General features: G+C 34.1%; 17 protein-coding genes. 10 read left to right on the top strand and 7 right to left on the bottom strand.

The window, feature by feature from the left end:
* Positions 1-4 precede the first annotated feature (4 nt).
* Positions 5-760, top strand: coding sequence for an SDR family NAD(P)-dependent oxidoreductase (locus NSR03_RS11700; RefSeq protein ID WP_002506123.1), 756 nt, complete (start codon positions 5-7; stop codon positions 758-760).
* 133 nt (positions 761-893) lie between these two features.
* Here NSR03_RS11700 and NSR03_RS11695 read toward each other — a convergent pair whose 3' ends face one another.
* Positions 894-1319 carry a MaoC family dehydratase gene (locus NSR03_RS11695; RefSeq protein ID WP_002506122.1) on the bottom strand — a complete coding sequence of 142 codons (426 nt, stop codon included), beginning with the start codon at positions 1317-1319 and terminating at the stop codon, positions 894-896.
* A 303-nt stretch (positions 1320-1622) separates the two neighbouring features.
* Here NSR03_RS11695 and NSR03_RS11690 point away from each other — a divergent pair, with 303 nt between their 5' ends.
* Entirely contained in the window at positions 1623-2384 is a 762-nt protein-coding gene (locus NSR03_RS11690; RefSeq protein WP_069821189.1) for an SDR family oxidoreductase, read from the top strand.
* Between the two features lie 159 nt (positions 2385-2543).
* Here the strand turns inward: NSR03_RS11690 and NSR03_RS11685 are convergent, their stop codons facing one another.
* The gene (locus tag NSR03_RS11685; RefSeq protein ID WP_069821188.1) at positions 2544-3146 is read right to left on the bottom strand and encodes a hypothetical protein; all 603 of its coding nucleotides are present in this window, start codon (positions 3144-3146) and stop codon (positions 2544-2546) included.
* Positions 3139-3771 (bottom strand): hypothetical protein, encoded by a 633-nt coding sequence (locus NSR03_RS11680; RefSeq protein ID WP_064783277.1) that lies wholly within the window; start codon positions 3769-3771, stop codon positions 3139-3141. The genes NSR03_RS11685 and NSR03_RS11680 overlap by 8 nt, the downstream gene beginning before the upstream one ends.
* A gap of 178 nt (positions 3772-3949) precedes the next feature.
* On the opposite strand from NSR03_RS11680, the gene NSR03_RS11675 reads away from it, so the two are divergent.
* From NSR03_RS11675 to NSR03_RS11655, 5 genes are read left to right on the top strand one after another with little or no spacing between them, the layout of a single operon-like run.
* Positions 3950-4573, top strand: a complete 624-nt coding sequence (locus NSR03_RS11675; RefSeq protein ID WP_002506118.1) for a hypothetical protein — start codon at positions 3950-3952, stop codon at positions 4571-4573.
* Positions 4570-5175, top strand: coding sequence for a hypothetical protein (locus tag NSR03_RS11670; RefSeq protein WP_002511942.1), 606 nt, complete (start codon positions 4570-4572; stop codon positions 5173-5175). Before NSR03_RS11675 ends, NSR03_RS11670 begins: the two co-directional genes overlap by 4 nt.
* Positions 5172-6305, top strand: a complete 1134-nt coding sequence (locus NSR03_RS11665; protein WP_069821187.1) for an ABC transporter substrate-binding protein — start codon at positions 5172-5174, stop codon at positions 6303-6305. Before NSR03_RS11670 ends, NSR03_RS11665 begins: the two co-directional genes overlap by 4 nt.
* Positions 6306-6316: 11 nt before the next feature.
* Complete coding sequence (locus NSR03_RS11660; protein ID WP_002506115.1) at positions 6317-7315, top strand: FecCD family ABC transporter permease; 999 nt, start codon at positions 6317-6319, stop codon at positions 7313-7315.
* The gene (locus tag NSR03_RS11655; protein ID WP_069821186.1) at positions 7315-8124 is read left to right on the top strand and encodes an ABC transporter ATP-binding protein; all 810 of its coding nucleotides are present in this window, start codon (positions 7315-7317) and stop codon (positions 8122-8124) included. Before NSR03_RS11660 ends, NSR03_RS11655 begins: the two co-directional genes overlap by 1 nt.
* A gap of 279 nt (positions 8125-8403) precedes the next feature.
* On the opposite strand, the gene NSR03_RS11650 is transcribed toward NSR03_RS11655, so the two are convergent.
* Complete coding sequence (locus tag NSR03_RS11650; RefSeq protein WP_069821185.1) at positions 8404-8784, bottom strand: winged helix-turn-helix transcriptional regulator; 381 nt, start codon at positions 8782-8784, stop codon at positions 8404-8406.
* Between the two features lie 121 nt (positions 8785-8905).
* On the opposite strand from NSR03_RS11650, the gene NSR03_RS11645 reads away from it, so the two are divergent.
* Together NSR03_RS11645 and NSR03_RS11640 are read left to right on the top strand one after the other, a co-directional pair.
* Positions 8906-10087: an MFS transporter gene (locus tag NSR03_RS11645; protein WP_069813742.1), complete on the top strand. Its 1182-nt coding sequence runs from the start codon at positions 8906-8908 to the stop codon at positions 10085-10087.
* Between the two features lie 157 nt (positions 10088-10244).
* Entirely contained in the window at positions 10245-11441 is a 1197-nt protein-coding gene (locus tag NSR03_RS11640) for an amidohydrolase (RefSeq protein WP_069821184.1), read from the top strand.
* 261 nt (positions 11442-11702) lie between these two features.
* Here NSR03_RS11640 and NSR03_RS11635 read toward each other — a convergent pair whose 3' ends face one another.
* Positions 11703-13124, bottom strand: a complete 1422-nt coding sequence (locus NSR03_RS11635; protein WP_002506109.1) for an MDR family MFS transporter — start codon at positions 13122-13124, stop codon at positions 11703-11705.
* Positions 13125-13711: 587 nt separating this feature from the next.
* Between NSR03_RS11635 and mbcS the strand changes: the two genes are divergently transcribed.
* Complete coding sequence (mbcS, locus tag NSR03_RS11630; RefSeq protein ID WP_002506108.1) at positions 13712-15289, top strand: acyl-CoA synthetase MbcS; 1578 nt, start codon at positions 13712-13714, stop codon at positions 15287-15289.
* A 198-nt stretch (positions 15290-15487) separates the two neighbouring features.
* Here mbcS and NSR03_RS11625 read toward each other — a convergent pair whose 3' ends face one another.
* Both NSR03_RS11625 and NSR03_RS11620 read right to left on the bottom strand, forming a co-directional pair.
* The gene (locus NSR03_RS11625; protein ID WP_002506107.1) at positions 15488-16033 is read right to left on the bottom strand and encodes a DUF1541 domain-containing protein; all 546 of its coding nucleotides are present in this window, start codon (positions 16031-16033) and stop codon (positions 15488-15490) included.
* A gap of 18 nt (positions 16034-16051) precedes the next feature.
* A complete protein-coding gene (locus NSR03_RS11620) occupies positions 16052-18094 on the bottom strand; it encodes a heavy metal translocating P-type ATPase (RefSeq protein ID WP_002506106.1) in 2043 nt (680 codons plus the stop codon).
* Between the last annotated feature and the right edge of the window lie 349 nt (positions 18095-18443).

The following is an 18443-nucleotide window of genomic DNA, read 5'->3' as shown; positions in this document are numbered from 1 at the left end:
TTTAATGGCTAAACTAGAAGGTAAAGTAGCAATTGTGACAGGCGGTGCAGGAGGTATTGGCTCTGGAATTGTGAAGTCTTATGCTAAGGAACATGCTAAAGTAGTTATCGCTGATATTGCTGAAGAAAAAGGAAGATTATTGAGTGAAACATTGAATGATCAAGGATACGAAACATTATTTATTAAAACAGATTTAACAAATAAAGATTCTTTGCAAGCTTGTGTCGATACTACAATTGTAAACTATGGAAAAATTGACATATTGGTTAATAATGCACATGCATCTCGCATGAATTCTTTTTTAGATATTACAGAAGAAGATTTGAATTTATCTCTGAATACGGGGTTTTATGCGACATTTTATTTATGCCAAATGGTTATACCTTATTTGAAAGAAACAAAAGGTAATATTATAAACTTTGGTTCAGGTGCCGCTGTAAAAGGTGATAAGAATCAAGGTGCATATGTTGTAGCAAAAGAGGCGATACGTGGTATTACACGTGTGATAGCGAATGAATTTGGAGAATTTGGCATTAATGCAAATATCATATCGCCAATCGCTTATTCTGAAGGCGTTGATCAGTGGCGTAAAGATAACCCAGATTATTATGAAAAGGTCGTTCAAGGCATTCCGTTGCAAAAATTTGGAGATGTTGAAAATGATATTGGTCCAGTAGCAGTATTTTTAGGAAGCGAAGATGCACAATATATCACAGGACAAACGGTTATGGTAGATGGCGGTAGTATTAAATTATACTAATGATGTTAAAAGTATAACGAAGTATTTTTGTATCAATTGAGTTGAAATAAAATAATTTATTAACGAGAACGGGACAAAAAACAACTTTCAAATGTTGGTTTTTGTCCCGCTTTTGTTATATATTTTGAAAATTTTAACGTTTGATAAGTGCCGTGAGTTCGCCTTCAAATACTTTAACTTCTTCATGATTAAATGTTGTCATTAATACCGTAAGTAATCCTTGGTCTCTTTTACCAGCCTTTTTATCAATAACTTTTATAACTGTATGTAATTCGTCGTCCGGAAATACTGGTTTGATAAATTTAATATTATTCATATGTGTACCTGCAATGACATCTTCTCCATATTTTCCTGTTTCAATCCATAGTTTGAAAGAAATGGCTAGTGTCTGGATACCAGAAGCGATGACACCATTAAATCTGCCTTGTTGCGCTTTTTCTTTATCTAAGTGCATATATTGTGGATCAAATTCACTAGCAAAATCAGTAATAGCTTCTTCGCTTATTTTATATGGCTTAGTCGTAAATTCTTCGCCAATGTGAAATTCATCTAGTTTCATGATTGTATTCTCCTTAGTGTGTTAAATTTTTCATATTTCTATTGTACTGAGAAATATGAAAAATTAAAATTTATTGAAATGAACTTTAGCTATGTTATCAACTAAATATTTGGTGTATAGGGCATATCTTCTTTTAACTAATATATCATTGAACCAATTATAGCAAAAGATACGTACAATCATTTCATTATTTATATTTGTTGTAAGGCAATTGAAAGCGACAACTTCATTTTGGGCTAAAAAAATCTCGAAATGATATATTTACACTAGTAGCTATTAAAATAGAAAGAAAGGGAGAATATTATGAAATCAAAAGATAAAGTAGCGATTGTCACAGGTGCAGCATCTGGAATGGGTAAAGCAATTGCTGAATTATATGCTAAAGAAGGCGCTAAAGTTATCATAGCTGATCTTAATTTAGAAAAGGCAGAAGCAGTGTCAAAAGAGATTAACGAAAATAATGGTGTTGCTCAAGCCATTGAGGTAAACATAGTTGAGCAAGAAGATATCGATAATATGATCGATACTGCTATAGAATCCTATGGTACTTTAGATATTTTAGTCAATAATGCTGGAGTTATGGATGGATTTGAGCCTGTGGGAGATATCTTGGATGAACGATGGGATTTAATATTTGATATTAATACTAAAGGTGCGATGAGGGCAATGCGCAAGGCGATGCCAATATTCTTGGAAAAACAAGAAGGTATCATTATCAATACGACTTCTACAGGCGGATTAAATGGTGCTCATGCGGGCGCCATTTATAGTGCTTCTAAACATGCTCTCGTAGGACTTACAAAAAACACTGGATTTATGTATGCTGAAAAAGGTATACGCTGTAATGGGATTGCGCCAGGGGCAATTGAAACAAATATATCTGATTCAATGAAAAATATTAATCACTTTGGAGCTGAACGTACAAAAATAGCACAAAGTGCGATACCTAAAACAGGGCAAGCAGAAGAAATTGCTAAAGTAGCATTATTTTTAGCTTCTGATGATTCGAGTTTTATCAATGGGACAATCGTCACAGCAGATGGCGGATGGACTGCAGCATTTTAGAATAAATATGAATAACCTTATCATCATTATTTCTTGGGAAATAAAAAAACTATAACTAAAAAATGATGGCTCCTACGTGAAATAAAGTAGAAGCCATCATTTTTTGTATAAACTACGTGATTGTCATTAATATTATGGTTTTTTCTTATTTATAAAAATTCATTCATAAGCTAAGTACGGAAAAAAGCCTTCGAGAAATTTTTCTGTAGCTGGCATGAAATATGAGCCAAAATGATAATCAGGATCTAGCGTTGTAATAATCCAATGACCATATTGTTCGGAGTTTTGTTCATATAGGACAGCACCGCCATTTTTTGAGGCAATTAATATTTCAGCATCTTCTGGTGGCCAAAACACGCCATGTTGATGCCATGTGCAATCATTTAGCGTAAGGTAACGTGCGAATAGTGAATGATTCGGTGCTGATAAAAGCAAACCACTATCAGCATTCTCTTCTAACCACCACCAAAAGTTAGTAGGTCTAAATTCCCAATTTTGATTTGGTAACCAGTCATGTGGTTGTGGTCCGAATGCGATAACGGTGCCTCCAGATTGTGCGAAAGCGTGAATTTTATTGACGCTTTTTAATAATAAGGGCTGGTTTAACTGCGAAGGCACGATCAATATATCAAGCATGCTAATGTCTGTTCCTAAAAAATCTGGATGGTAAATTAATTGGTCTATAAATTGATGAAACTTAGGTTCGTGGAATGTACGATAATGTGACTCATTTCCAGAGTATATAACATCTATTTTATTCATTGAATTCTCCTCCTTGTAACGATGTGATTTCTTGTTTTAACCAAGTTGTAAATTGACTAGAAATATAATCGGTTGTTTTATTTTGTGCTATGTATCCTAAAAGTGAACGGCCAGCGTGCATAAAGAGTGTGCCTTCAGTTGAAATTCTATCTACATAGGTCACAACATGTCCGTTACGAAATGTTAAGTGTATTTCATGTTCAGGTTGCGTTTGGTAATGGCCTCTTGCAAAGAAACCAGCGACCCCTTTATTAAATGTCATGTCGTCAGTATCGACATTGGCATAGATAGAGGAGTCATTGTTTGGATATAGCGAATAATCACTGAAATGATTAATGTGTTCCGGCATAAACAAAGCAGTTTTTGGTAAAAATGGTTTGAATAAGTGACCAAAAAAGACAATGACTTTTTTAGCGTTCAAATAGTCATCAATCAAACGCTTATGACGATACAAATATTCTTGATCTACGAAATTTGGAATAATAATTGCATCAAATTTAAAAATGTCTAATTTATGAATTTCATATTGACGGATATATTCTACTATTACTTCTTTGTCTATATTATTTTCTTTGGTTACGCCAAATGCATGTTCAGGGTCAATGTGCCCAATTAAATAAGTCATTAAAAACATCCTTTTATAATTAATTTGTTTTTTTGAAATAACATTTTTGATGATAATTAATTTTTTAATTTAAATTCAATTTTAAATTTTTAATTGAAATTGAGAATCATTATCGGTAAAATGGTTTATATATTATAAAATACGCATAAATATAAAATTTAGCAAGGGAAGTAGAAAAATGAATGAAATCGCATATTTAGCAATAGACATCCAATTTTCGAGACTTACAGAATTAGATCGTCAAAGAGGACTCGTGTTTTTAAATGTATACGATTTACCAAACACTAATTTAAATACATTTGATGGCGTAATTATTTCAAACCATATTGATGAACCTTATCTTTTGGCACATGACGCCATATTAACTGATTACATCAACCAAGGCGGAGTGATTTTCACATTAGTGGAAAAATCTTTACCTTGGTTGAATTGTGTATCGAATTGGAAAAGGTCTTCCATCCCATTAAAAGATCGGGCTTTAGAAGTGAAAGCAACGGATAATGGGCTTTTTGAGAACATTAAAGTAAAAGATTTGGAATATAGACGAGGCGTGCGGGGTTTCTTTTCAAGAGGCTATTTTGAAACAGTTCCTGAGCAAGCAAAAGTGTTAATAACGGATCAAGAACAACAACCTATTGTTTATGTAGACCGAACACATAAAGGAACGATATATGCAGGTGCTGGCACCGATATGTATCGTATCTATACATACGAAGACAACACTTCAAATCAAGTGGGGCTACAGATGTTAAATGCCATACGTACAGAAGCATCGAGAATTAGGGAGGATTATCAACATTGAATATAGCTTTGATTGTTAATGGGACACCATACCAAAATAGATTTTTAGAAGAACAGGAATTTAAGTATTTATATAATGACGTGATACATATTAGAACATTAAGTTCATACGACTTAAGTTGCTATGACACAATTTTATTATCGTGTCGGCTAGATATTCAATTATTGAAACAACATAGACAAATATTTTTAAATTTTTTAAAACAAGGTAAGCGGCTAGTAATTTTTGGAGAAGTATTGGATCAATGGTTTCCTCACATACATTGGGAAGATTCTGAAGTGAATTTCAGTTGGTGGGTTCGACCCAACGGCGACCTCCCGTTAAACCCTGATTATCAAACGCATAGTTTATATGAATACTTGAAAGTGGATGATATGAAGTGGCATTATCACGGCACGTTTGCTCCACCAAATGGCGCGAAATCACTGTTAAATACACCAGATGGACGGTCTATTTTTTATATTGATGATATCAATTTCAATGGCGAGTTAATCGTAACGTCGTTAGATCCAATGTTTCATATCGGACTCGGTTTTATTAATCAAGCAAAGCCATTTTTACATGGTTTAGGACAATGGCTAAGAACAGGAGATAATCAATGAAGAAAAAATATAGTGCTCTAGCTGGAATTGTATTATCAGCTACATTACTTACAGCATGTAGTTCAAATACGACAGCTACGAATTCAGAAGAGAAAGAATTAACAAAAGAAGAAAAAATAGTGAAAGATCAAACAGGCCGAGAAGTGAAAATAAAGAAAGATCCAGACAGTATTGTAGTAGGAGGCATCTTACCATACTTTTCTACTTGGTTTGTAGGGACGAATTCTACAAAAGAAATTAAAGGTCTACATCCTAATGCGTATAACGCTGCAGAAAATTCTATACTTTCTAAAATATCGCCTGATATTAAAAAAGCGTCTACAGAATTTGTGAAAAATGGCGATGTGAATATAGAAGAACTCTCTAAAATAAACCCAGATGTCTATTTTGAAAATGCTACTGAACAGAAAACCTTAGATAAAGTTGCGGAGAGTGGTATACCAACCATGGGACTAGAAACAATCAAGGTAGAAGACGCTGATCCTTTAGCTACGTTTAACAGCTGGTTAAAAGTCACTTCAGATGTTAAAGGTGGTAAGACGAGCGATAGAACTGAGAAATTTATGAAAGAGGGAGAAAAATCTCGAAAAATGATTGATGATGGTCTAAAAGGCACGAAAAAATCAGACAAACCCAAAGTGCTATTCTTACATCAACATACAGACAACTCTATTGTTGTCGGTGGCGGTAATTTCTTTAGTGAAAAATGGACAGAAGCAACTGGTGGTATAGATGTTGTTGGCGATGACGGTGTCGATGGTCAAAAAGAAGTTAATATGGAGCAAATTTATAAATGGAATCCAGATAAAATCTATATTACGAACTTCACTGAGACCCAGCCTAATGATTTATTGAAAAACAAAGTGTCTGGTCAAGATTGGAGTCAGGTAAAAGCAGTTAAAGACAAAGCGGTCTATAAGGTCCCTTTAGGTATCTATCGTTGGTTCCCACCAAACGGAGATGCGCCATTAATGCTTAAATGGATGGCGCAACATAATCACCCAGATAAATTCAACTATGATATGAAAGATGAAATTAAATCATATTACCAAGATTTTTACGACTATAAATTATCAGACGAAGATGTTGAGTCTATTTTACATCCGTCATCTGATGCAGCGAAGTATTAAGGAGTTAACTAATGAAGAAATCAAAAATATTATTATTAATTGTTTTACCACTTGTGGTAGCAATTATTTCACTCGGAGTAGGAAGAGTTTTTATAGATCCTATTACCATTATTAAAATTTTAACATCACAAATTATTCCTATAGAAGAAACTTGGGCGCCAGTGCAAGAAACAGTTGTGATGAATGTCCGTTTTCCAAGAATATTATTAGCCTTATTAATAGGGGGTGGATTGTCTATTTCTGGTGCGAGTTTCCAAGGCATGTTTGGCAACCCATTAGTTTCGCCAGACATACTCGGTGTTTCAGCAGGAGCTGGATTTGGAGCTTCCCTAGGTATATTGTTCTTTGGTAACACATTTGGCGCACAAATATTGGCTTTAGCATTTGGATTATTGGCGATATTGTTTGCATTCTTTGTAGCGGGAAATCAAAAAAATTCTCCAATCTTTATGTTTGTACTCGCAGGTGTCATTACATCAGCATTATTTAACGCGCTTATTTCATTAATGAAGTTCGTAGCTGATCCAGAAGAAAAATTACCTGCAATAACATATTGGTTAATGGGAAGTCTAGGAACTGCAACTTATAAAGATTTATATGTTGCGGCACCAATTATCATTATAGGTGTGCTCATATTGTATACACTAAGATGGAGACTCAATTTACTCACGTTACCAGAAGATGAAGCTAAATCTATGGGGATTCCTGTTGTATCTTTAAAATGGGCAATCATTGCAGGTGCAACGATAATCACAGCAGCTACGGTTGCAGTAGCGGGTATCGTAGGATGGGTTGGTTTAATCATCCCACATATTGCACGTATGTTTGTAGGTAACAATAATCAATATGTGTTACCTGTATCACTCGCTATCGGTAGTACGTATCTGTTAATTATTGATAACTTAGCTAGAAGTTTAACAGCTACTGAAATTCCATTATCTATCTTAACTGCAATTATTGGCGCACCATTTTTTGCATACTTATTACGCCGTATGGGAGGTTCGTGGTAATGCACTTAGAAGTAAAAGCAGGCAATTTTCATTATAAAAACAAACCTTATTTATATAAAGAAGATGTGAGTTTTAAATTGGCTCCTGGCGATGTCTTATCCATTCTAGGGCCTAATGGTGCAGGAAAAACAACATTGCTAAAATGTGTTATTGGTCTGCTAGATTGGACGGATGGCGAAACGTTTATCAATGATGTCCCGTTAAATGACCTGAAGAAAAAAGAATTATGGAAGAAGATTGGTTATGTGCCACAAGCTCAAAAAATGACTTTTGGTTATACGCTCTTAGAACTTGTGATTATGGGGAGAGCACCATTTATAAGTACTTTAGCACAACCTTCAAAAAAAGATGAAGCGGCTGCAATTGAAGCGCTGGAAACAGTAGGTATTAGCCATTTAGCCAATCAATCATGTAACGAAGTCAGTGGCGGAGAATTACAATTAGCACTTATCGCAAGAACACTTGTGTCGGGCCCTGAATTATTAATACTGGATGAGCCAGAATCTCATTTAGATATTCAAAAACAAATTACGATTTTACAAACGATACGTAAGCTATCAAAAGAACAGGGGATATCGTGCATTATTAATACGCATTATCCAAACCATGCGTTTTATCTATCAGATAATGTAATTATTACTGGAAAAGAAAAAGGTATTGTCTTTGGTGAAACAACTGAAGTAATGACTGAACAAAGAATGAAACAATTCTTCGATGTTGATTTAAAGAAACTGTACTATGAAGATGAAGAACTACAACTTGAAACGATGGTTCCTAAAGATTTAGGAATCCCCAAAAACAAGACTTAAGAACAAAATAATTATAATAATTTGGTATACAAAAGATTTTAGAATATAAAAATCCCCGATTTTGAAAGTGCATGCTTGCCTGGGGTATGGCTCGAGCCTGTAGTCTCTCACTCATACTATTACCCTAGGCGTCATCTCTTTAAAAAATCGGCACAATTTTATAGAAGAACGATATTTCTGTATGGAATATACTCATCTATCTATTAAATATAGATAAAAATCATAATAATTTGGTATACAAAAATGCCCCTTTCTAAAGTTATAGAAAGGGGCATTTTTTTAACTCGGTTTGGGTATATCGACAAAATCTTGTTGTGCTAATGAGACTGTTTCACCTTGTTGGTGCATTTTTTCAATATGGAACTCTCCCCAATAACAAAGTGAAGAAAGTAATTCTCCTAGTGTTTGACCATAAGTTGATAATTCGTATTCAACTTTAGGCGGGATTTGATCATATACGATACGGTTGATGATACAGTCATTCTCTAGTTCACGTAATTGCTGTGTTAACATTTTTTGAGTGATCGTTGGAATAGCACGTTTTAATGCAGATGTACGCATCAACCCGTTGTTTTGTAAATGACATAAGATGACAGGTTTCCATTTTCCACCGATGACATCAATGGTTGCTTCGATGCCAATATTATAAGATTTGCTCATTTAATTACCTCCTTATAGGTACTCAAAGGTGCCTATAGTACTTTAAAGTGCGTACTTCCGCTTTTGATACGTGTAGTTTATATTAACACATACACAAAACAAGAAGGAGTCAAAAAACATTATGAGAAAAAACAAATTCGCTATATTAGCGTTAGCAATGTCTGCCTTTGCAATTGGAATGACTGAATTTATTAGTGTAGGTCTCTTACCGCTCATTAAAAATGCTTTTAATACTACGATTTCATTAGCAGGATTAACTGTATCTTTGTATGCTGTGGGGGTAACAATAGGAGCACCTGTACTAACACCACTGACAAATAAAATGAAACGGAAGCATTTACTATTAATGATTATGCTTATTTTCATTGTTGCGAATACACTTGCTGCCTTTGCTACCACGTTTAGTATGTTGCTAGCAATGCGTGTATTATCGGCATTAATGCACGGAGTGTTTATGTCTATAGCCACAGCAATCGCAAGTGATTTGGTAACGCCTGATAAGCGTGCAAGCGCGATTGCAATGATGTTTACAGGTTTAACCGTTGCTACAATTACAGGCGTACCATTAGGAACGTGGATTGGTCAGCACTTTGGTTGGGAAGCGTCGTTTATTACGATTGCTATGATTGGATTGATCAGTTTAATCATTAATATATTTGCAGTGCCAAGTAATTTGAAAGAATATGCTCAGGCATCGATAAAGGAACAATTAGAAGTGTTTAAAAACAAGTCATTAATGATGGTTTATTTGATTACTGCACTCGGTTACGGTGGCACTTTTGTAGTCTACACATACCTGACTAGTATACTTACAGATATTTTGAATTATAGTGACGAAGCGGTGGTACTACTACTTGTGATATATGGTGTAATGGTTGCTATTGGCAATACACTTGGTGGGAAATTAACAAACAATAAGCCAACAAAAGTACTTATATGGATATTTTTAATTCAAGCTATTGTTTTATTACTTCTAGGCTTATCTGTGACACATTATTTCTTAGGTACGATAGCCATACTTATTATGGGGTTGTTCGCATTTATGAACGTTCCGGGTCTGCAATTGATTGTGGTGCTTTTTGCAGAACGTAAAAATAAGGCAACGACTAACTTTGCTTCTAGTTTAAACATTGCTGCCTTCAATATCGGTATCACATTGGGAGCGGTCATCGGAGGATATGTGCTCAATCATTTTTCTCTTTCAATGACACCATATTTTGGCTTTATTATGGTGGTGATTGCTAGCATTATGATGTATATCGTTTATAAAAATGAGACAGAAGTACAAGTAGATATACTATAAAAATTTCATAATAAGAGAGATTAACATTACTTCATTAAATATTTAAAAATGTAAAATTCCATAAAACAGTAATTTATTTTTGTATTAATCTTCTTTTAGATTTAAAATTTTAAAATAGTTAAATTATTTATAAACAAATCGAAAGAAGTGAACAGTTATGAATACAAAAGAGATATTATTTGAAAAGTTGGAAGAGAAGGAATCTGAGATGATTCAGCATCGTCGTTATTTACATCAACATCCGGAGTTGTCATTCCAAGAGGATGCTACGGCGCAATATATTAAAGATTTTTACAAATCGAAAGAAGTTACAGTTACGCAACCTGTTCTAGGTAGTAACGCAATTATTGTAGAAATCAAAGGGGGACAACCTGGCAAAACAATAGGATTACGCGCTGATTTTGATGCGTTGCCAATACAAGAAGAGATAGATGTGCCCTTTAAGTCAACAAATGAAGGGGTGATGCATGCGTGTGGCCATGATGCACATACCGCGTATTTGTTAGGATTAGCAGACGCATTAATTGAAATAAAAGATGAACTTTCAGGTACAGTTAAAATTATTCATCAACATGCTGAAGAAATGCCTCCAGGTGGTGCACAACAAGTGATGCAATCAGGTGCATTAAATGATTTAGATGAAATATATGGTATTCATGTAGTACCCGTCGCTGGTACAGACGTGATTGGATATAATAAAGGCAATGCTTTCGCTGGTAGTTCTACATTTACTTTAAAGATTAATGGTTTAGGTGGTCATGCTGCGAGTCCTCATAAAACACACGATGCTTTGATTGCAGGTACCAATTTTGTAAACACCCTCCAAACAATAGTGTCTAGACGTATCGATCCTTCAGAAATGGGTGTGATTACTGTTGGTGCGTTTGATGCACCTGGTGGAGCCAATGTTATACAAGACAAAGTTACAATCAAAGGAACAGCACGTTATCTTAATGATGACTTAGAGCAATTTATGTATGAAGAGATTGAGAAAGTCGCAAAAAGCGTAGCGGTCGGTTTTGATGTTACGTATGATTTAGATTACCAATTTGGTTATCCTGTGCTATACAATCATCCCGCACAAACAGAACAAGTGGTAGATATTTTAACAGCAAGTAAGGGTGATTATTTTGAACATCTTGTAGAAATACCGTCAGTTTCAGGTTCTGAAGATTTTGCGTATTATTTAAAAGAAATACCAGGTGCCTTTTTCATCGTTGGCTGTAAACCAGAAGACATTGAAGCGCCATATATGAATCATCATCCTAAGTTTGAAGTGAATGAAGATGCATTATTAGTTGCAGCGAAAGCAGTGGGTGAAATTGCAATTAACAGACTTTCTGCTACAGACTAATCTTTGAAATATTCTTTTATAATTGGCCTCGTAACTTTTTATTGCATTTTGGATTGAACTACTCATAGCTCAACCAATAGCGAGATTTGCAATGAAAACACTGCACGCTAACAAATCGAACAGTTAATAAAGCATTTTTATCAACCAAAGTTAATATATTAAAATATAAAAAACACTTTCGAAAACATTCTATTTATATGAATGTAACGAAAGTGTTTTTTTATTATCTATTATAATGAAGCTTTTTGATCGATTGTCTAATTAAATTGTTCTGCGTGATGGTTTACTGTCATCTTTAAGTTTAGCTGATAATAATAATGCGATGACTGATATACCAGTAGCGACCATGAATGTTACATTCACACCATGAATCATACCTTCTAGACCTTCACTAGGAATAGCTGAAACAGACATTAACGTAATGAATAACGCTGTACCGATTGCACCGGCCATTTGTCTAAATGTGTTGTTCATAGCAGTACCATGAGCAATGAGACTATTCGGTAATTGATTAATCGCTAGCGTTGTCATAGGCATCATAACCATTGCTAGTGATACCATACGTACTGCGTTAGCCGTGGCAAGATAAGTAAAGGTTGTATCAGCTGTGAGCATTGTAAATGGTATTGTTGAAGCAACTAATACGAGCAAGCCAATACGAGCGAGCCATTTACCGCCAAATTTATCAAATAAATAACCTGTAATTGGGTTCATTATTCCCATAACAACAGCGCCTGGTAATAATACTAAACCAGATTCTAATGCAGAGAATCCAATCATATTTTGCATATATAATGGTAAAATAATGTTTGATGCGATTAATACACCAAATACGAACATGCTTAATGCTGTACCTAACGTATAAATGCTGTAGCTAAACACTCTAAATTCAAGCATAGGTTCTTTGAGGTTTAACTGGCGACGAATAAATATAACTAATGCAATGATACCAACGATAAGTGGTAAGATAAATTGTACACTGCCCCATCCTGCTTCTCCAACAGAACTGAAACTGTATAAGAGTCCACCAAAACCTAGTGTAGATAGAATTACTGATGCGATATCTAGTTTTGGGTTTGAAGTTTCTGTAACGTTTTTCAATAGGAAAATTGAAGCAACGATGATAACAACTGCAATTGGGAATACGACGTAGAAGACACTTCTCCATGAGAGATGCTCTACTAAAATACCTGATAGCGTAGGTCCAATCGCTGGCGCGAATGCAATGACTAAGCCGAATAAGCCCATTGCGGTACCACGTTTTTCTACAGGGAAAAGTAAGAATAAGATTGTTTGCATTAATGGCATCATAATACCAGCGCCTGCTGCTTGTAAGACACGTCCAATTAATAGCATTGAAAAATCTAGTCCGACAGCACAGATTAAAGTACCTAATGCAAAAATGCTCATGGCGGTTAAGAATAACTGCCTCGATGTATAACGTTGAATTAAAAATGCAGTAACAGGTATCATTATACCGTTTACTAACATAAATATAGATTGTAACCACTGTACCGTACTTTCAGATACTTGTAGGTCTTTCATAATAGGGGGTAAAGCTGTACCAAGTAATGTTTGGTTTAAAATTGTAATAAAGGCCCCTGATAATAATACGATAAATAAGGGGATTCTTTTTTCTACATGGAATGCTCCTGTTTCAGTCAATAGACTCACTTCTTTCATAAAAATTGCACATCTAAACAGATTAACACTAAGCTCATTTTCAATCTAGTGATTAAGCTTAAAAATAAATAATACATCCGATAATTGATGAACAGGGACCATTTCTCAATCTATTTTAATAATTTTGAAATGGTGCGTATAATTTTCGTAGTGATTTACACATTTATAATGCTACGTATGAAATACTACACTTTTATTATAGCTAATGTCAAAATAAACTCTATTTATATGAAGGGAAATATAAATGAAGTTGAAAAATCAGGAGTTAACATAAATTATTTAGATTAATTTCAGAACTCTATAAAGTGATTGCTAGAGCTTTTTGTGGAATTAATAAGGGTATAAAAAAATGATTTTGCAAAAATATTTTAATTATTCTGAATTTAAAATATATCTATCTATGGGTCACTTTTGCTATAATAAATAAGTAAATAAATCATTTAAGTCATAATCGTATCTATTTACATGTAATAAGTTTAAAATTATCATTAAATTATTGGAAAGTATTTGGATAAGTAATCAGTAATCTATACATTTAAAGTACAATTGTACAGATTATAGATATTCAAATAAAAGGAGAGTAAATAATGAATAAACAAGATTTAATCGCTCCAGAAACTTATAACATAGTGAGCGAAATCGAAAAATTTACAGTAGATCAATCTAAAAAAGCTGTAATATTTGAAAATGAAACAGGAGAAAATAGAGAAATTACATATACCAACCTTATCAAAAATGCGAATAAAGTTGGTAATATGTTTTTAAAATATGGTTTTAAAAAAGGTGACAAAGTGCTCGTCATGATGCCACGTTGTATTGAGACATATGAGGTTTATCTTGCTGCCTTAAAATTAGGTATCATTATTATCCCTAGTTCTGAAATGTTACGTACGAAAGATTTACAATACAGAATTACACATGGTGAAGTAAAAGGAATTGTAGTTATTTCAGATGCGCTTGATGAGTTTAAAGCAGTCAAAGAATACGACACTTTAACTAAATTTATTGTTGGCGGTCAAGAAGATGGATGGATGTCAGTTGAAGATGAAAAAGCAAATTCAACGGATCAATTAGAGATTGTTGAAACTTCTCGTGAAGATATTGCTTTATTATCTTATACGTCTGGTACAACTGGTAATCCTAAAGCTGTTGTCCATTCACACGGTTGGGGCTATGCACATATGCAGATGGCGCCAAAACATTGGTTGAGTATTAAAGAAGACGATATTGTTTGGGCAACTGCTGCACCAGGGTGGCAAAAATGGGTATGGAGCCCATTGTTATCAATTATGGGATCAGGTGCAACTGCCTTTGTATATAATGGAAGATTTGATGCTGAAAAATATTTACAGTTATTACAAGATAATAAAATTAATGCGCTTTGTTGTACACCGACTGAGTATCGCTTGATGGCAAAACTGTCTAATTTAACAGATTATAATTTAGAACATTTGCATAGTGCAGTGTCTGCAGGCGAACCATTAAATAGAGAAGTCGTTGAAAAATTCCAAGAAAACTTTGATCTTACGGTAAGAGATGGATACGGCCAAACAGAAAGTACACTGTTGATTGGATTTTTAAAAGATACAGAGAGCCGTCCCGGTTCAATGGGTAAAGCAATCCCTGGTAGTCATGTAACAGTTATTAATGATGATGGTGAACTTTCTAAAGTAGGCGAAGTAGGTAATATCGCAGTGCCGTTAGACTTACCTGCATTATTCAAAGGTTATTATAAAGACCCAGAACGCACAGCAGAACCACAAAATGGTGACTATTTTATGACGGGTGATTTAGCTAAAATAGACGAAGATGGTTATTTCTGGTTTGAAGGTCGTAAAGATGACATCATTATTAGTTCTGGCTATACAATAGGACCATTCGAGGTTGAAGATTCACTTACGAAACATCCTTACGTAAAAGAATGTGCTGTTGTTGCAAGCCCACATGAAATTAGAGGGAACATCGTTAAAGCATTTATTATTTTACAAGATGATGTAACTGGTAATGAAGACACAATCAAAGAATTACAAAACTACGTCAAACATGACGTTGCGCCATATAAATATCCAAGAGCCATCGAGTTTGTCGAAGACTTACCTAAGACCAACTCAGGTAAAATTAGACGTATCGAATTAAGAGACGCTGAGAAAAAGAAACAATCGTAATTGATTAAACTTAAAAATGCTTAGTACACAAAAACCTGGCAATATCATTGAGTAATTTTAATGATAGTGCCAGGTTTATTTTTTTATTGAAAAGTGTTTGCTCTTTTTATTACGTCATATCATCTGTATTATAATATCGAAAGTAATGGGAATGCTAAATGCGGTTAGATTTTAAAAAGTCTAAAAGGATAATTTAATTTATCTCGATTTTAGTTCGTTACTTGTCATCCATTTATGATTTTTAACCATTTTGTCATTTTCAGTTGATCTATAATCAACTACATAAACAGTTGTCTTATTTACATCATCTATTTTTGCTTCTGCCCCCTTCATACCTGGCATATGGTCAGCTTCTAATTTAACTGTATCACCTTTCTTAAAGCCATTTTCAGGGGCATCGGCAACTTCTTCATTAACAACCCATTTATGATTACTTACCTTTTCATCCCCATTTGTGGGTGTATAGCTTACGACATAAGCATAAGTCTCATAAGCACCTTTTACAGTAGCTTCCGCATTTTTCATACCTGGCATGTGTCCTGCTGTAATAGTAACTTCATCATCTTTTTTAAATTTACTTTCTTCTGTGCTCTCCATATCCTCTGGAACTTTATTTTCACTTTTATGTTCCATATGTTCCTCGTGTTTTTGATCTTTAGAATCTTTTTCCTCTCCACTGCCATTTGAGCAAGCTGATAATACGAGGCCTGATGCTAATATAATAAAGCTTAATTTTTTAATCATAATTTTAACCCCTATCATTTATTTTAATTTTAAAGTAAAAGCGTTAATTGCTACGATAACTGTACTTAAGGACATGAGTATTGCACCTACAGCAGGCGATAATATTAAACCTATAAAAGCTAATATACCGGCTGCAAGAGGAACGGCTACAACGTTATATCCAGCACCCCACCATAAATTTTGAATTGTTTTTCTCATAGTGTTTTTAGAAAGTGTAAAGAAATTGATAATATCGGATGGATTGCTTTTAACAAGTATGACATCGCCTGATTCGACTGCTACATCTGTTCCAGCGCCTATCGCCATTCCAATATCTGCTCTTATAAGACTGGGAGCATCATTGATTCCATCGCCAACCATCATAATTTTACTACCTCTGCTTTGATATGCTTTAATAATACTTTCTTTATCTTCGGGCATTAATTGTGCATGGACATCGTTAATTCCTAATTGTTTAGCAACTGTTTCTGCAACTTCTTTATTATCACCAGTAAGCATCACTGGTGTAATGTTTCTTGATAATAAGTCTGAAATCATTTGTTGTGAGCTTTCTTTGATTTTATCGCCTTGTGCAATCATGCCAATAACTTGTTGGTTATGAATTAAATAACTAATAGAATTACCTTGTTGAGCAAGATGAGTGAATTGTTCTTTATTATACTTAAGATTGTTATTATCGAGATAAGAAGCATTCGTTATTTTGAGTATTTTATTATCAACTGTGCCTTCTAATCCTACGCCTGGTAAATTATTAACTTCTTTAGGATTAGCATACGAGATATTTTTACCTTTAGTAAAATCAACGATTCCAGTAGCAAGTGGATGATTAGAACTACTTTCTAATGAAGCAAATAGACTCAATATTATCTCCTCATGGAATTCATCAGTAAAACTTTCATAGTGATTCACTGTAAAATCACCTTCAGTAAGTGTTCCTGTTTTATCCATCATAACGTAATCAATATGTTGGGCAATTTCTACAGATTCTCTGTTTTTTATGATTAAGCCATTATGTGCACCTATAGAAGTAGAGCGTGCTGTAACTAATGGAATGGCCAGTCCTAATGCGTGTGGACAAGCAATAACTAATACAGTAACAAGTCTTTCAAGTGCGAAGTCGATATCATTTTGAATAAGCATCCATACAATAAATGAAATTAACCCTACGCTCACTGCAAAATAAAATAAATAACCTGCTACTTGATCTGAGAGAAGCTCGGCTTTTGACTTATCATTTTGCGCCTGATTAACTAATCCCATAACTTGAGATAGGTAGCCATTTTCACCAGTGGCTGTAACTTTAACTTGTATTGTGCCTGAACCATTGATAGAGCCGCCAATAACGTCATCATTATACTTTTTGGCAACTTTTTTTGATTCACCAGTAACTAATGATTCATCAATTGATGTCTCGCCCTGAGTGATTGTGCCATCTGTAGGTATGCTTTCCCCAGCTTTAACTTCAACAATATCATCAATATTGATGTTATCAATTTTAACTTCATGACGTTGGTCATCTTCTGTCACTTTAATTGCAATATTCGGTAACAGTTCTGCCATTTTTTTCAATGCATTGCCTGCTTTACCTACAGCATTCATTTCAATCCAATGACCTAACAACATAATTAAAATTAAAGTCGCTAATTCCCAGAAAAAATCCATTGTATGCGTTGAGGAATCGGTGAAATTATTCATGTAAAAAGCATATAAACTATAAAAATAAGCCACTGAAATGCCTAAAGCAACTAGCGTCATCATGCCAGGTTTTTTAGTTGAAATCTCATCCTTAGCACCTGTTAAAAATGGTTTGCCACCGTAAAAGAATAAAATTGTAGCAAGGATTAAAACAATCCAATCAGAACCTGGAAATGAAAATTGGAATGGCAATGTAACACCCATCATTGGTGATAGAATAATAATAGGTATTGCAAAAATTAAAGAAATAAAAAATTTATTTTTAAAATTGCCGTGATGATGCGCATGACCATTATGGCTGTCATGATGCTCATGTTCGTGATGACTATGAGCATCATGATTATGGTGTTGATCATTATGTTCCATAATAAAACCCCCTATATTTATAGAATTGGTAATAAGATGATTTTAGTATAACACATACCCTATATGGGTATAAATATTTCGACTTTTCATAAATAATTTGGTAGAAAACATAATGAGAGTGTTTATTTATATTGACTGTTACTCAGGGTAATAGTTTATTAAATAAAATAGGAGGTGAAAAATATGTCTATATATTCAACAGGAGAGTTAGCTGCCCTTTTTTCTACTCACGCTTCAAATATAGCGAAAATCACTTCTGTAAAATTATTTTCGATAAACAGTAATATGATTTAATTGATAATTATTATCATTTGGAGTATATTATATAAATAGATTTAATCGTAAATGA

Source organism: Staphylococcus sp. FSL W8-1207 (assembly GCF_038003745.1).
Classification (GTDB): domain Bacteria; phylum Bacillota; class Bacilli; order Staphylococcales; family Staphylococcaceae; genus Staphylococcus; species Staphylococcus equorum.
The sequence above is the reverse complement of the archived record's forward strand: the minus strand, read 5'-3'. Positions and strand labels throughout refer to the sequence as shown.

What these genes read in the sequence shown, in the direction of transcription:
- NSR03_RS11655 (WP_069821186.1), top strand. Translation starts at nt 7,315, where the DNA reads ATGCACTTAGAAGTAAAAGCAGGCAATTTTCATTATAAAAACAAACCT.
- NSR03_RS11690 (WP_069821189.1), top strand. Translation starts at nt 1,623, where the DNA reads ATGAAATCAAAAGATAAAGTAGCGATTGTCACAGGTGCAGCATCTGGA.
- NSR03_RS11635 (WP_002506109.1), bottom strand. Translation starts at nt 13,124, where the DNA reads ATGAAAGAAGTGAGTCTATTGACTGAAACAGGAGCATTCCATGTAGAA.
- NSR03_RS11700 (WP_002506123.1), top strand. Translation starts at nt 5, where the DNA reads ATGGCTAAACTAGAAGGTAAAGTAGCAATTGTGACAGGCGGTGCAGGA.
- NSR03_RS11695 (WP_002506122.1), bottom strand. Translation starts at nt 1,319, where the DNA reads ATGAAACTAGATGAATTTCACATTGGCGAAGAATTTACGACTAAGCCA.
- mbcS (WP_002506108.1), top strand. Translation starts at nt 13,712, where the DNA reads ATGAATAAACAAGATTTAATCGCTCCAGAAACTTATAACATAGTGAGC.
- NSR03_RS11665 (WP_069821187.1), top strand. Translation starts at nt 5,172, where the DNA reads ATGAAGAAAAAATATAGTGCTCTAGCTGGAATTGTATTATCAGCTACA.
- NSR03_RS11640 (WP_069821184.1), top strand. Translation starts at nt 10,245, where the DNA reads ATGAATACAAAAGAGATATTATTTGAAAAGTTGGAAGAGAAGGAATCT.
- NSR03_RS11685 (WP_069821188.1), bottom strand. Translation starts at nt 3,146, where the DNA reads ATGAATAAAATAGATGTTATATACTCTGGAAATGAGTCACATTATCGT.
- NSR03_RS11680 (WP_064783277.1), bottom strand. Translation starts at nt 3,771, where the DNA reads ATGACTTATTTAATTGGGCACATTGACCCTGAACATGCATTTGGCGTA.
- NSR03_RS11645 (WP_069813742.1), top strand. Translation starts at nt 8,906, where the DNA reads ATGAGAAAAAACAAATTCGCTATATTAGCGTTAGCAATGTCTGCCTTT.
- NSR03_RS11650 (WP_069821185.1), bottom strand. Translation starts at nt 8,784, where the DNA reads ATGAGCAAATCTTATAATATTGGCATCGAAGCAACCATTGATGTCATC.
- NSR03_RS11675 (WP_002506118.1), top strand. Translation starts at nt 3,950, where the DNA reads ATGAATGAAATCGCATATTTAGCAATAGACATCCAATTTTCGAGACTT.
- NSR03_RS11620 (WP_002506106.1), bottom strand. Translation starts at nt 18,094, where the DNA reads ATGGAACATAATGATCAACACCATAATCATGATGCTCATAGTCATCAC.
- NSR03_RS11660 (WP_002506115.1), top strand. Translation starts at nt 6,317, where the DNA reads ATGAAGAAATCAAAAATATTATTATTAATTGTTTTACCACTTGTGGTA.
- NSR03_RS11625 (WP_002506107.1), bottom strand. Translation starts at nt 16,033, where the DNA reads ATGATTAAAAAATTAAGCTTTATTATATTAGCATCAGGCCTCGTATTA.